We start from the raw sequence: 13,442 nt of genomic DNA, 5'->3' as shown, positions 1-13,442 counted from the left end.
ATGCTGCCGGAAGCAATAATACGGAAACTTATGTTAGACAAAACCCGACGGTATTCTACACCGGTTCACATTGGTTGACAAGTGCTGTACCTGCTACCCGCTGGACAGGAACAGAGGACAAAAGCAAAGCCGAATATAACGACCCATGCCCTACGGGATGGCGCGTGCCTGCCGGTACCGACAACTACGAATGGACACTGCCTGTAGCAATCGGTCATTTCCAGAACGGTATTCTCGATGGCTCAACAGACGGCGCTTGGGCATCTTCAGGCCATTACCTGTGGATCACCTCAGGAACAAGCTATCCGTACTGGACGGCCACAGGTAATACGGTTACTGCCGCTACGTCAGCAACGACAACCACCGGCGCCAACGTTCGCTGTGTGAAGGATATCAAACTGGTGAAATAACAGGTGAACGATTAGTGATTAACGATTAACGATTAACGATCATGAATAAAACTAAAATAATATATTCCCTTGCTTCCCTCTTCCTATTCTCGGCTTTGCCCCTGACGGGACAGGCGCAGGTAGCCCTCCGGAACGACGGGAACATGTACGTAGGGGGCAATGCATCGAAAGGACTGTACATTGGTGGCGGTATGTCGGCGTATGAGGCATCCAAAATCACACACCCCGGAGTGACGGTTCTCACAGGTAACCTGACAAACAATGTAACAAGCAATAATGTATTCAATACGGCCAGTCGTGCAGGAACCTTTGAGTTTCGCGGTACGGCGGGACAAACCGTGCTGGGTACGGCAAACAAGGAAAACAACTACATTGCCTTCCCAAATACGGTGGTCATCAACAATGGGAACGACTCGGTGCTGATAGCTGCCTCTCAGGCTGCTTCCGTAAAGACGGTAACCTTTACTAAAGGGCGTCTGATATTAGACTCGGAATCGGCAGGCACGGATGTAAGCCGTACGGCTCACCTGATGCTCGAAGAGGGGGCATCGAAGATTGCCAATACCGAAACGAAATCCAATATACAGGTGAATCTGTTCCTGAGTGGCGAAGGGCACCTGGCAGCTTTTACCTCACCTTTCAAGAAGATATACGCCGACTACTTCTTTTACAACTTCCTGTCCATCCCTTCGGAGACAGAACTATTCAAGGGTAACAGCAATGAACTGTGGAACACCGACCCTACATACGCTCTTACCGCCGGTATGGGTTATATCATAGGACAAGGGTTGGTTCCTTACAGCAATACGGGTTATTACAGTAGTACACTCAATAACAACAAATGGTTGGGGGCAGACCTGGCAGATGCGACACGCGGCAAATTTGCTTTCAATCGCCATTTGTTCCGGGAAACGAAAACGTCTTTGAAAAACTTCGTCACTGCGGCAGATCGTTTTGAGGGAGAAGAACTGGTGAACGGCAATATCTCCCTCACCCTTTCTTACGGCTATAACTACCTGGGTAACCCCTTTATGGTACCGCTGGATCTGTCCGGCCTGCTTACTGCCTCACGCACAGACTGGGGGATCAATACCACAGATGTGGCACAGCAATATTACGTACTTACAAAAGGAGCAACCGGTAGCAGTAGCGATGGCGGCCAAACGTTCTCCTTTACCTCTTCTTTCCTGGTAGGACAAACCGAAGGTTCTACAGCCTTGGGGCACCGTGTTGCTCCTATGCAACTGTTCGTTGTCAAAAACAATGGAGCAGCCATCAGCGGCTTTACGATACCTTATAATAAGCGTTCGCACGGGACAAGCCAGTTCCTGCGCAGTGCATCCGTGTACGAACCGATAGACGAATTGCTGCTCGAAGCGCGCGACAAGACTACCGGCGGCTTCGACCGCATGTGCGTGGTGTTCCGTGGTGGAGCAAGCCTGAAGGCTACGGATCAATATGATGCCGAAAAGCTGTTCAACCGTACCGGTGGCGTCAGCCAGCTATACACCCGTTCAGAAGACGGCAAGGAACTGACAACAACCGTCATACCACCTAATACGTATCGCTTACCCCTTTACTTCGAGCCTTCGCTGGAAGCCCAGCAGGTAGACTTGGAAGCCTCACGCTTGGAATCCCTGCAATCCGTATACGATGTAGAGATTGAAGATACCAAGGTGGGTACAAGAAACAGCTTCTTCCGCAATCCGGTGTACAGTTTTATATCTACTCCCGGTGATAGCCCCACACGCTTCGTGTTGCACTTCACCTCCAATCCTACGGGCACGGAAGAAATAGCAAATGCCAAACTGTCAGCCCGCTACCAAAACGGTGTCGTCTACCTCGACGGTCTTCAACGCTCTGAAGCTGCCGGTGAGGTAAGGATATACAATGTACAGGGACAGTTGATGGCAAAAGAAAAGGTTAGCAACACAAGTATGCAGCTATACCGTAAGCTCGACCGAGGGCTGTACTTTATCAACCAGGGCAACCGCAGTGTGAAACTACTTGTAAAGAATTAAGAAAGAACAAAAATAAACATAGGAGATTCAAACAATGAAAAAGATTATTTTAACCTGTATCGTATGTACGATTGCCTGCCTGGCTAATGCGCAGGTGACGATCGGATCGGATAAAACACCGCTGGCAGGCGTACTGCTGCAATTAGACCAAAACCTGCCGACAGGGACAGGCGGCGGTGTAACTGCCACCAAAGGTTTGTTGCTCCCCCGGGTGGAAATCAAGAGCGAAACAGTCCTAACAAGTACCATAGGCACCTTAGGCACCGGAGAAACGGCTGCCGACTATACCGGGCTTATCGTCTTCCACGTAAAGGGTACTGCGCTGCCCGCCCTCCAATCGGGCATTTATGTGTGGAAGGGCGATAAATGGGAAAAACTAATCGAAAACTAAAAGAAAAACAGCAAGACAGATGAATAAAATACACTATACGAGAATGCTGCTTGCAGGCATTCTCTTTTTTAGCTATCTGCACGCCGGCGCCCAGGTTTCCATCAATAAACTCTCGGATCCGGCACAAGGCGCCCTGCTCCATCTGCAGGAAAACGCAAGTACCGGCGGTGCTGCCAACGCCTCTGCCGGGATGCTGCTGCCGCGCGTAAAACTAACGGCTTTGGCTCCGGCCACAGATGCCGACCTGGCGGCCTCTATCGGTGCCACAGGCAGCTACAGCCGTAGCGAACATACAGGCCTGTGGGTGTATAACACACATACAGACGATGATAAGGGCATCTGCCCGGGTGTATATGTATGGAACGGAACAAGCTGGAAACGCCAGCACGATCCGTGTATAACAATAGACCCCTGCGACGGCATGGCTATTACGTCCACCGGCGGAAGCCTTACACAAAGCATATGTGCCGGAGATGCCATCACATCAGTGAGCCTTACGGCCGGTAGTAATATCACAGTAAGCGGAACGGCAAACGGGCTAACTGTGACAGGTAGTGGCACCACATTGGTAACCATAGAAGGTACACCTACAGCTACTACCACTCTGACGGCCAAAACAGGTGATGGTAGTTGCACCAATGGCACAAAGACATTTACTGTAACGCGCAATGCACTGCCAACTACCATGACCATCAGTGGAAACACAATCTGTTCAGGTGATAAGGCTACGCTTGCCGTCACCTCATCTACCACCGGTTTGACTATTAAATGGTATGATACGGAAACGGCTACAGAAGCCCTTCATACCGGTACAAGCTATACCACAGCTGATGTACTGACAACCAGCCGCTCATACTGGGTAGAAGCTGAAAATGCAGCAGGCTGCAAGTTACGTCAAAAGGTAGATGTGATCGTTAATCCGGTACCAACCGAAACCCCAACACTGAGCAAAACTACGGTGATTGTAGCTACCGGTGGAAATACGAACCTGAATAATCTGGTAACATCTGGAACAACTAATCTGGTATGGTTCAATAGCAGTGGTACACAAATTACCGGTACTGCAATTACAAAAGCCGGAGTAGGTACATATTACGCAACCTACAGGCAAGGCTCTTGCGATGGACCTGCTTCCGCCATTGTTACTGTCAAAGTTAATCCGGCAAGTCTACGGGCCGGTGCAGGTACCTTTACAGGCCCTTCCTGTTTTGATGTGGCCAAGAGCAACGATAATGAAAATACATGCGGAACATTGACTTCGCGTCAGACACAAAGAACCGACTTTGAACTGCGCGACACGCAGGATGCCTACGCAGGGCGTACGGCTCCCTATACGGGCGTACAGGTTTATACGTTTGTACCGAGTGGAACGGTCAGCCGCGTACGCTTCGAGGTAGAAGATACCGCCGGGTATATAATAACGAGCATAACGCCTAATCGGGCGGACGATGCTACACGGAACAATATCACGGGAGCCTGCAAAGTAACGGTAACATTTAACGAAACGTTAAACGATTCGATAATCGGTAGATCACGTTACCAGGCACTTCACGCAAAGATCTATGTGATCTATAACTCTGCTGCAAATGGTACGGGCGATGACCTGAAACTACAACTGAACCTGCGCTTCCAGGATTGTGACTGCTGCGGAGCGAATACCGTAACAGGTGGCTGGCTAACATTTATGTGTCACAACCTGGGTGCTGACGAAAACCTCGATCCTTTCAAATGGAACAGTAGGGGAGATGACGTAGACGATGATATAAAAGGATGGCTATACCAATGGGGGCGTCAGACCGACGGGCACCAATTACGCGCCAGCACCACTACTTCAGTACAATCAGCATCAGCTCAACGAAACGATGGACTGTGGAGCTCCGCGAGCCGATGGTGGCTATCCTTCACCATGCCGAACTCCGAAACTTGGGGCGACGGAACGCATACAGGCACAACACGAGGGCCGAACGACCCATGTCCCCTTGGATGGCGCATACCCACGATGCATGAATGGTACAGTGTGGTAACCACAGAACCAACGGACACAACACATAATTCCTTGACGGAAATGCCGCCAACACTGAACGATATAACCTTTGGAGAAAAGGGTATCAGCATTGGCGTGCACCTCTACCTGCCGTTAGCCGGTACAAAACAAGCCCAGGGGAACAAGATCGACCAAACAGGAACCGCATCAAATTATGCGACGACAGGATACGGACAAAGCAGTTATGGATGGAATGGATCGATGGCGTCATTTAGCCCGCGCTATGAAAGTGGAAAAGCGAAAGTGAGACGAATGCTATGGGGCGTCAGCGGTGGGTATAGCGTGCGTTGTGTCCTTGATGAATGAACAAACGAATGAGGAAAATAGTATATTATATATGTATCTGTCTTTTGTGCCCTGTTGCGCTCTTTGGGCAACGTATTACACTGGATATGCCAGCAAATGCGGGGATAGGGATGGTGCTGACGCTTAAGCAGGGTCTGCAGCGTGATACGATCTATCAGGGTACGTTCGACCAACAGGGTAAAGCTGTTGTCACCCTGCCTGATGCCTACAAAAGCTATCAGGGGATGGCAGAGTTGCGACTCGCCAGACAGGGCGCCTACTTCGAGTTTATCGTGGCAGGCGAAGATATGACCCTGTACTGCGCCGACGCATATCCGCAACTCGAAACGCTTGTATTTAAGGGTTCGCCCGAGAATGAATCGCTCAAGCGCTGGTTTATAAACCAGGCGGTACTACAGCAAAAAAACGGCCTGCTGGGTGAAGCCCGTAAGCTTTACCCAAGCGCCAACCGCCTGACCCGGGAAATGGATAAGGAAATAGCTGTCCTTGAAAAAGAACAAGGTTTGCTGGAAGATACCCTCTCCCACAGCACGCTGTACGCAGCTCGTTTCATGGAGATGCGTAAGGTATTGAATACACGTATCCAGCCCCTTATTTATGGCGACTCGGCAATGGTAGCCTCTACACGTGCCTATCTGCGTGACAGCCTGGATGTAAACGGGCTGTTTACATCGGGTATGTGGTTCGATACACTGAACGGCTCACTGGCTCTGTACGACAGTAAAGCACCTTATCATGCATACTTTATCGATGATATGTCGCAACTGTTGAAACGTGCCGGGGCCTTAGCTGTTTATACCACTTTGGCTGAGAACCTGTTTGCTATCTGTGAAACGATGAGCTGGAACACGCAGGCAGAAGAGTTGGCTCGCTTCCTGATCAGCGACGGACGCATACAGGAGCCCAGCGGAAGGCTGCAAATGCTGATGACACTGCACAAACTGGGCAATGGTAGCCAGGCGCCACCGCTTACGCAAGGCAAGCTACCCACCGGCAAGGTGCTGCTCATCTTTTACGAATCGGGTTGTGGTCCCTGCGAAAACGAAATGATGATGCTGGCCGGCAACTACAAGGCATTGACAGAAAAAGGCTATACCATAGTATCGGTATCTGCCGATACGGATGAAGCCATCTTCCACAATACCGCAGAGTCTTATCCCTGGCAACACAAGTATTGCGACGGCCAGGGATTGGGGGGGGCAGACTTCCATAACTACGGCGTAATAGGCACCCCCACTTTTTATGTGATAGGTGCCGACGGAACGATTGAAGGGCGCTATGCACGATTGATTGATACAGGAATACTATAACATATCCGTAATGGGCTATTAATAAGATGAAAGAAAGTATGCAGACTGATACTGCCATCCGGTATAAAACGAATAAAAACCTTTTCCTAAAGGCGGAAGGCTTCAGGTTACTAAACCTGAAAGCCGATGCCTTGTATATTCCCGCCGGACGGGAATATAACCACCTGTTGCTACTCATGGAGGGAAACTTGCAGGTGAGCTGTAACCAGTTTGTCCGGCGGATAGTGCAGGGTAACGAATGTGTACTGATCCCCCTGGGGGCAGATGTGAAATGCAAAGCTTTGTCGGAATGCAAGTTGGTGTGCTTCTCCTTCTACAGCCTTCCGGCAGACTATAATGGATCCTATATGTCGGATTTATACCAAACAGCCGCAGGGATGGAATATAGCTTCGAGCCCATCCCCATACGCGAGCCGATACAGAAATTCCTGACACTGCTGCTGGGATACTTCAACGCAGGAATCGATAGTCCGGAATTGCAGAAGGTGAAGTATCAAGAGTTTTTCCTCTCGCTGCAAGCCTTTTACAATACAGAAGAGGTAGCATACCTGCTTCATCCGCTGATCGGCAAAAATCCGTCTTTCCGCCTGGAAGTATTGCTTCACTACCAGAAAGTAAACCGGGCTGAAGACCTGGCCGCCTTGTTGGAGATGGAGAACCGCGCCTTCAGCCGCCAGATCAAAGAGGAGTTCGGACTTCCTCCTTACCAATGGCTCTTAAGGCAGAAAGCCGGACATATCTACTTCAGCCTGCGGGAAGAAAAAGAGAAGCCCCTGGAGACTATCTGGCTGGAACACGGTTTCCACTACGCCGGACACTTCAGTCGCTTCTGTAAAGAACAATTCGGGGTTTCCCCGTTGAAAATACGGAATGCCTCACGGCATTCTGAGGAACACGCAGCACGCAGCACGCAGCACGGATTTTCTCCCTCTCTTGTGGAGAGGGGTTAGGGGAGAGGCTTTCCCCGTTCTGCATACTGCGTACTGCGCCCGCCCCGGCGGGCAGAAAAGAAATCTTATCTTTCTTAAATTAACGCCAAGTTAATTTAAGGTTAGTCTATAGAGAAGGGACGCCTGTGAAGGTATCCCTCTCATTTTTTTGATTTACGAACCAACACCATAACTGATGAGTTATAAGAAACTTAGACGTTTTTTTGAGGGGGAATACCCTTCAGTCAAGAGATTTATTGCCAAAACAGCCGTATTGCCCTCTCAGGAAAGAGCGCAATGGCTACATATCGCCTTTGAGGCTGCCCTACACAACTGGGAAGAGGCGAATAGTGAATTCTAGGCTTTCCTGGTGAACCTGACAAAGTGCAACCGGCAGCCCTTTCTGGACTACCTGCATAAGGCTACCGTCATGGGAAGCCTTCGCTTCAAAGTAGAAAACCCCATATTGCTACGAAAAGTAATCTGGCTACTGGAAGGAGGTGTACGGGAAAGGAAATCTTCCTCCTGGGACCTTTGCTCCTCCCTGTTATATGGAATGGACTTCGGCCTGAAAGTAAACAGCCTCCACCAATACATGCGCACCGATATCTTCATCACCGATGATATGGTGGAGTTGCTGGAGATACCGCTCTTCTTTTAATATAATTCAACCGGAACAAAATCGCTATGCGACATTATATAACTATCTAATGATATATCAAATATCATTTATTTCTTTATTTAATGTTAATTTTCTCTTTTCTCTGTTTTGCTTCAATCGCTTATCCAGTCTGGGGAGTTGGGTTGTTTGGCTTGTTTAATTCTTTTTTACGGGCTGTAGCTGCGGGTGACACACCCCTAGCCCCTCTTGAGAGGGGAATTCCTGTTGATTCCCGGCTGTAGCCTGTAAAATGGGTAAAATGAGGGGCGGTACTTTTGTGTCGTGCTTCAATAATGGGGCATATAACATTAAAATATAAATGCTTTATGGCTTTAAAATTTAGAACAGTAGAGAGAAAGATTAACATCGGCGGGGATGCCGGTAAAGTGAAAACGTTTGCAGTAGCAAAATCAGGTGGTTATTGTGATATGGAGAAGTTGTGTGACCTGGTTTCGGCACGATGCGCCATGTCGAGTGCGGATGTGAAAGCGATACTGGATTCGTTGAACTGGGTGATGCATGTGGAATTGCGTTCGGGTAACATTGTGCAATTGGGTGAGTTTGGAAATTTCCGGCTGACGATCCGCTCAACCGGTGCGGAAAACAAAAAGGATTTCAATGCCTCGTATATTAAGAATGCGCACATTGTATTCTCACCGGGAGCCAGCCTGCGACAAACCAAAGCAAGAGTAAACTTTGAACAAGAGAAGCCTTATGTTGAAACAGAAGAATGCGACAGAACGCATCTCGATTAACCTACAACTACTGATAGCAGTCCTGCTCACTTTGAGCGGGATTGTTCTCTTGTTTTCCGGTTTCTGGACCCATCCGACAGGACAAATAGACAGCAGTGTGCTGGTAGCCTTTGGAGAGACTTGTACGTTTGCCGGTGCATTGTTTGGTGTGGATTATTCTTATAAGAAAGCAATACGCAGAACGGAACACGCAGAACGGGAAGAGAGTTTTGAAAATTAAGTTTATTAAGTCAATTAAGTTTATTAAAAATGATAAAGAATATACGACCCCGATACCCGATAAGCCGGGATTTTACATGGGATGAAATGCTGAACTCGGCAACTGCCAATAAACATGGGATAGATAATGTGCCGGATGAGAAGACGGAAGAAGCTATAGTGGGACTGGTGAAGCGCTTGTTGCAACCTCTGCGACTGGCCTACGGACAACCGATACGGATTAGCAGCGGCTATCGTTGCCCCCAATTAAACAAACTGGTAGGCGGGGTGGCCTCGAGCCAACATGTAAAAGGTGAAGCAGCCGACTGTGTAGTAAACGACAATGCCTCTAAGCTATTGGGCGTTTTACTGGCGCATGAGCTCCCTTTTGATCAGGCTATTTTGTACAAGAAGCAAAACTTCCTGCATCTTTCGATCCGTAACATTGGTACTAACAGAAGAATGGTCCTTATTAAATGAGAAATACAGGAAATTTAATGAAGAATGAAGAACGTAGCATGATGAATAAGAGCCGCAAGTTATTCTTTATTCTACATTCATCATTCTTCATGTTCTTATGGGTTGGTTGTAGTGTGAAACGGGAAAGCCAGCTTTTTACCCGTGAAGACATGAATTCTGTGTACCGGCAGACGGATAGCCTGCAATTACAGTATGCTTCGCACGAATGGGGAAATAAAACGATTGACATCAGGCATATCGAGTGGCTGCCACCTGATAGCTCTAACCGTCAGTTTGTACGGACACTTACAATTATCAGGGCCGAGGATAAAAAAGAAGAAGGGTCTTTCTCGTCGCTACATACGGAAACAGATACGAAAGCAATTGTAGAAACAAACAGCGAAGTATTGAATACAGAACGGGTAGAGAAAAAGAAGAAGGGACCCTGGTTGTTTTTAGTGATAGTAGGATTTTTTCTGGCGGGAGCTATATTGTTAAAATTGTTGAAACGATAATGATGAGTAAACAAGCAAAAATATATACCTTTGGATTTAATATGGTTTGCAGAAAGTTTATGCGAAATAATATAGCTTGTGTTTTTAAGGAAATTGCCGACACTAAACGAACGTATCTTGCTCAATGGTACCTGGATACTCCTGCTATTATACCCTCTGATACGTATGCCAGGTGGAATCGCTTGCAGCGTTTGTTGTACAAGGCTATTTGGTATTATGTTGGGCATTTCGGGGAATTTGAGCAGATATTCCCGATTCCGGATGTTGCCCGGCGAGTAGTTGATATTTGCCGGCCTTACCCGTATCGCATAGGAACGTATCGCCCGGACTTTCTGATAGATCGTAGTGGACAGATCAAAATCTGCGAGATAGGCGCTCGTTTCCCCTTGAATGGCTATTTTATGTCGGGGATATCCGAATATATAGGCACCTGCAATTACCCCTATGTGTCTTACCTGGAGAGGCCGGAGTATGAACGTTTTCTGCATTACTTGTTTGACTATTGGGGACGCTTCGAGCGTTTGTGCGTTTTGAAAAGTGCTGACAAACCCTGTGATATCAAGTATTATACCCCCTTTTTTGAGGCTTTGGGTATTCCGGTACATGTGTTGTCTCCGGAGCAGATAAAGCCTTCCTCTCCGGAACTGGCGAACTGTGCGGTAGTGAATGAATTGAACCAATACGATATGGAGCGACTGGATGATGAAACCTTGCATGCGATAGCTGCCTCCAACGCGTTGAATGATATGCGGACTATCTTTCTGATTCACGACAAACGCTTTCTGGCGGTATTATCTGATGCCCATTTTCAGTCCCAATGCCTGGAAGAAGATGATATAGCGTTTCTTCGCCCTTATTTAATCCCGACTTATACACGCTTGCAAAACCCGGAACTATGGCATGATGCCCGGAGGCAGAAAGACGGCTGGGTGCTGAAACATGCGTTGCTGGGAAAGAGTGAGCAAGTCTACGTAGGCTGTACCTGTTCGGAGGAAGAGTGGGAGGGGGTATTTGCTTCTCCTCTTATAGAAGCGATGGTTTTGCAGCCTTTTATCCGGCAGCAACGACTTGACTCTACGATTGGTGAGCATATATACAGCGATTTTGTGGTGGGTACTTTGCTCTGTTTTGATGATTGCTTTTTGGGGCCGGGTATTTTCCGTACCTCTTCTTTTGAGGTGACCAACCGGGTGGACGACCGGAAAATGGCCGCTTGCTTTACTGATAACTATTCCGGCTTTGCCGATCGATTTATATTGTAAGTATATGGTGAGTTTTGATTTGTTGGAAGAACGGGCTATTTGTTATGATCTGGAGCAGTTTGCGCCATTTGATATTCATGCCGGTGTGTTGAAGACGCTGGGCGTTGACTACCCGATAACCGAAGAAGTAAATAAGCAACTTATTGCCGGCTCAGACTGGTATAAAGCTATATTTAAGCGAAAGGCCTTAAACCCTGTGAAGCAATACACGGAGAAATTGGCTGAGGTTACGGAAGAATTGGAAATACATAATTACACCGGTTTATGTCCGACAAATGTGCTGGAGATATCGCCTTCGTCGGGCTCGTGTGCTGCCGGATGCCAGTATTGCCTTGTAACAGACGGGCAGCATGTGCAAGGCATTGACGTATATACCAATTATGCCGAGAAATTAGCCCATTCGCTGGAGCGGAACAGGGACAAAGCAGTCTTTTATTATTTTTCTCCTAAAACAGAAGCCTTTTCCGAAACGCATCTTTACAATGGGTTGGCACATGATATTCTGCGAACCTGTATTGCCCATTTTGAGCAATATCCCGACTCTAAGGTGCGCTTGTTTATTGTAACCAAAGCCGGAATGAAGCATCTGGCTATCCGCCATAAAGGAGTGTCGGTTTTTGAACTGTTGAAAGAGCTATCGTCCAAAGTACAACTGAACGGAAGCATTGGTATTATGCCTTCGTACCTGCGGGATATACTGGAGCCGAATGTGGCGGATATACACGAGCGGCTGGAGCTTTTGCAAAAATGCCGGGAGATAGGTGTTTATGCCGAGTCTGTTCTTTGTCAGCCGCTATTTATCCCGTATCTTACAGAGGAAACGATTACTGCTTACATGAAACTATTGGCCGGATCGGGCGTGAAGAATATTAAACCGGAATTTTTTACGGCTGAGATCCGCAACCTGGTGCTGGTAGCCCAATATATCCATTATTACGATCCTGATAAGGTAGGCGAATTCTTTTACCCTTACCTGCCGGAGGCTAACCAGAAGCATATCAAACAACGCAGCCGCCTGGCACCGGACAAACAGGTATGTATTGATAAACTCAACCTGATAGAGAAAATAGCCGGAGCATATGGCATATCCATTAGCTTATGTAGCTGGGTGAAACGAGAGCTGGGCGAAGTATCTGAAGCGATAAAAAGAATGGATAAACTATCGGCCTCCAAGGGGTACCGCTGTCTGGGATATCAGACAAGACTGTTTGATAAAGGGCATGAGTGAAGCTTCAAACATAAAAGTTAGTATCTGCTGCGTTACCTATAACCACCGGGATTACATCCGGCAATGCCTGGAGGGATTCCTGATGCAGAAAACAAACTTCGCCTTTGAGATTCTGATACATGATGACGCCTCTACAGATGGTACAACAGCCATTGTGAGGGAATATGCGGCTGCTTATCCCGGATTGATACGCCCGCTTATTCAGACCGAGAACCAGTATTCGAGTCGTACAAGGGCAATCGTTACTACTTTTTTGCTCCCCATCTCCAGAGGAGAATACATCGCACTGTGTGAAGGGGATGATTACTGGATAGACCCCTTGAAGCTGCAAAAGCAGGTGGATGTATTGGACAAGGATCCCGGAGTATCGTTGTGCATGCATAATTCGATTGTAGTATTTCCCGATGGAAAAAGAAAAGTTAAGAAGATTTATAGGGAAAGCCAACAGGCTCTGATGCTGGATATTATTCGCCGGAAAAGAATATACTGGCCTACGGCTTCTATGGTATACCGGAAAGCCCTGATGGATGATTATCCGGATTTTTGCCTCCGTTCGCATGTGGGAGATTCGCCGCTGATTCTTTATCTGGCAACCCGGGGGAAGGTGTATTACCTACAAGAAGATATGTCGGTTTACCGGAAAGGGACACCCGGTTCGCATGGGAAAAGACTACGTGCGAATGATACGTCCGGTCAGCAGAAACTGATAGAAACAGAGTTGGAAATGCTGGACCGCTTTAATGAACTGACAGATTCCCGGTATAACTACTGTTTTGTAATGAGAAAGTTGTTGATACAATCCAGTGTTTTGTCGAGACGCAATGGATTCGCTATAAAAGTATATCCGGGTTTTAGAGAAGATTTTAAACAAGTTTCCTTTACGGACAAAAGTCTCTTGTTGATTAAAATATATATCGTTCCGTTGCTGCGGGGACGTTTTTGCAAAAGATGAA

Annotated in this window: 14 protein-coding genes and 1 pseudogene; all 15 read left to right on the top strand. The window is 47.7% G+C overall.

The features are described from left to right. Window positions 1-410, top strand: a pseudogene (locus tag M2470_RS13795) (hypothetical protein); the annotation flags it as partial. Window positions 411-451: 41 nt separating this feature from the next. Further along, window positions 452-2,431, top strand: a complete 1,980-nt coding sequence (locus tag M2470_RS13790; protein ID WP_280745582.1) for a T9SS type A sorting domain-containing protein — start codon at window positions 452-454, stop codon at window positions 2,429-2,431. Window positions 2,432-2,465: 34 nt separating this feature from the next. Next, window positions 2,466-2,822 (top strand): hypothetical protein, encoded by a 357-nt coding sequence (locus M2470_RS13785; protein WP_280745581.1) that lies wholly within the window; start codon window positions 2,466-2,468, stop codon window positions 2,820-2,822. A 19-nt stretch (window positions 2,823-2,841) separates the two neighbouring features. After that, window positions 2,842-5,172, top strand: a complete 2,331-nt coding sequence (locus M2470_RS13780) for a hypothetical protein (protein WP_280745580.1) — start codon at window positions 2,842-2,844, stop codon at window positions 5,170-5,172. A gap of 8 nt (window positions 5,173-5,180) precedes the next feature. Next, window positions 5,181-6,482, top strand: coding sequence for a TlpA disulfide reductase family protein (locus tag M2470_RS13775; RefSeq protein WP_280745579.1), 1,302 nt, complete (start codon window positions 5,181-5,183; stop codon window positions 6,480-6,482). Window positions 6,483-6,508: 26 nt separating this feature from the next. Beyond that, window positions 6,509-7,432, top strand: coding sequence for a helix-turn-helix domain-containing protein (locus M2470_RS13770; RefSeq protein ID WP_280745578.1), 924 nt, complete (start codon window positions 6,509-6,511; stop codon window positions 7,430-7,432). Between the two features lie 175 nt (window positions 7,433-7,607). After that, window positions 7,608-7,772 carry a hypothetical protein gene (locus M2470_RS13765; protein ID WP_280745577.1) on the top strand — a complete coding sequence of 55 codons (165 nt, stop codon included), beginning with the start codon at window positions 7,608-7,610 and terminating at the stop codon, window positions 7,770-7,772. A 9-nt stretch (window positions 7,773-7,781) separates the two neighbouring features. Next, the gene (locus tag M2470_RS13760) at window positions 7,782-8,072 is read left to right on the top strand and encodes a hypothetical protein (RefSeq protein WP_280745576.1); all 291 of its coding nucleotides are present in this window, start codon (window positions 7,782-7,784) and stop codon (window positions 8,070-8,072) included. Between the two features lie 326 nt (window positions 8,073-8,398). Further along, complete coding sequence (locus M2470_RS13755) at window positions 8,399-8,827, top strand: HU family DNA-binding protein (RefSeq protein ID WP_280745575.1); 429 nt, start codon at window positions 8,399-8,401, stop codon at window positions 8,825-8,827. Next, a complete protein-coding gene (locus tag M2470_RS13750) occupies window positions 8,787-9,047 on the top strand; it encodes a hypothetical protein (RefSeq protein WP_280745574.1) in 261 nt (86 codons plus the stop codon). The genes M2470_RS13755 and M2470_RS13750 overlap by 41 nt, the downstream gene beginning before the upstream one ends. A 29-nt stretch (window positions 9,048-9,076) precedes the next feature. Further along, the gene (locus tag M2470_RS13745) at window positions 9,077-9,505 is read left to right on the top strand and encodes a D-Ala-D-Ala carboxypeptidase family metallohydrolase (RefSeq protein WP_280745573.1); all 429 of its coding nucleotides are present in this window, start codon (window positions 9,077-9,079) and stop codon (window positions 9,503-9,505) included. Window positions 9,506-9,522: 17 nt separating this feature from the next. Then, window positions 9,523-9,999 carry a hypothetical protein gene (locus tag M2470_RS13740; RefSeq protein WP_280745572.1) on the top strand — a complete coding sequence of 159 codons (477 nt, stop codon included), beginning with the start codon at window positions 9,523-9,525 and terminating at the stop codon, window positions 9,997-9,999. 59 nt (window positions 10,000-10,058) lie between these two features. Beyond that, window positions 10,059-11,261, top strand: coding sequence for a hypothetical protein (locus M2470_RS13735; RefSeq protein WP_280745571.1), 1,203 nt, complete (start codon window positions 10,059-10,061; stop codon window positions 11,259-11,261). Window positions 11,262-11,265: 4 nt separating this feature from the next. Beyond that, window positions 11,266-12,489 carry a hypothetical protein gene (locus M2470_RS13730; protein ID WP_280745570.1) on the top strand — a complete coding sequence of 408 codons (1,224 nt, stop codon included), beginning with the start codon at window positions 11,266-11,268 and terminating at the stop codon, window positions 12,487-12,489. Continuing rightward, the gene (locus M2470_RS13725; RefSeq protein WP_280745569.1) at window positions 12,482-13,441 is read left to right on the top strand and encodes a glycosyltransferase; all 960 of its coding nucleotides are present in this window, start codon (window positions 12,482-12,484) and stop codon (window positions 13,439-13,441) included. The genes M2470_RS13730 and M2470_RS13725 overlap by 8 nt, the downstream gene beginning before the upstream one ends. The last annotated feature ends 1 nt before the right edge of the window (window position 13,442 follow it).

The sequence above is a fragment of the Parabacteroides sp. PH5-46 genome, assembly GCF_029892785.1.
GTDB lineage: Bacteria > Bacteroidota > Bacteroidia > Bacteroidales > Tannerellaceae > DFXE01.
This window is presented reverse-complemented; position numbering and strand designations above follow the sequence as displayed.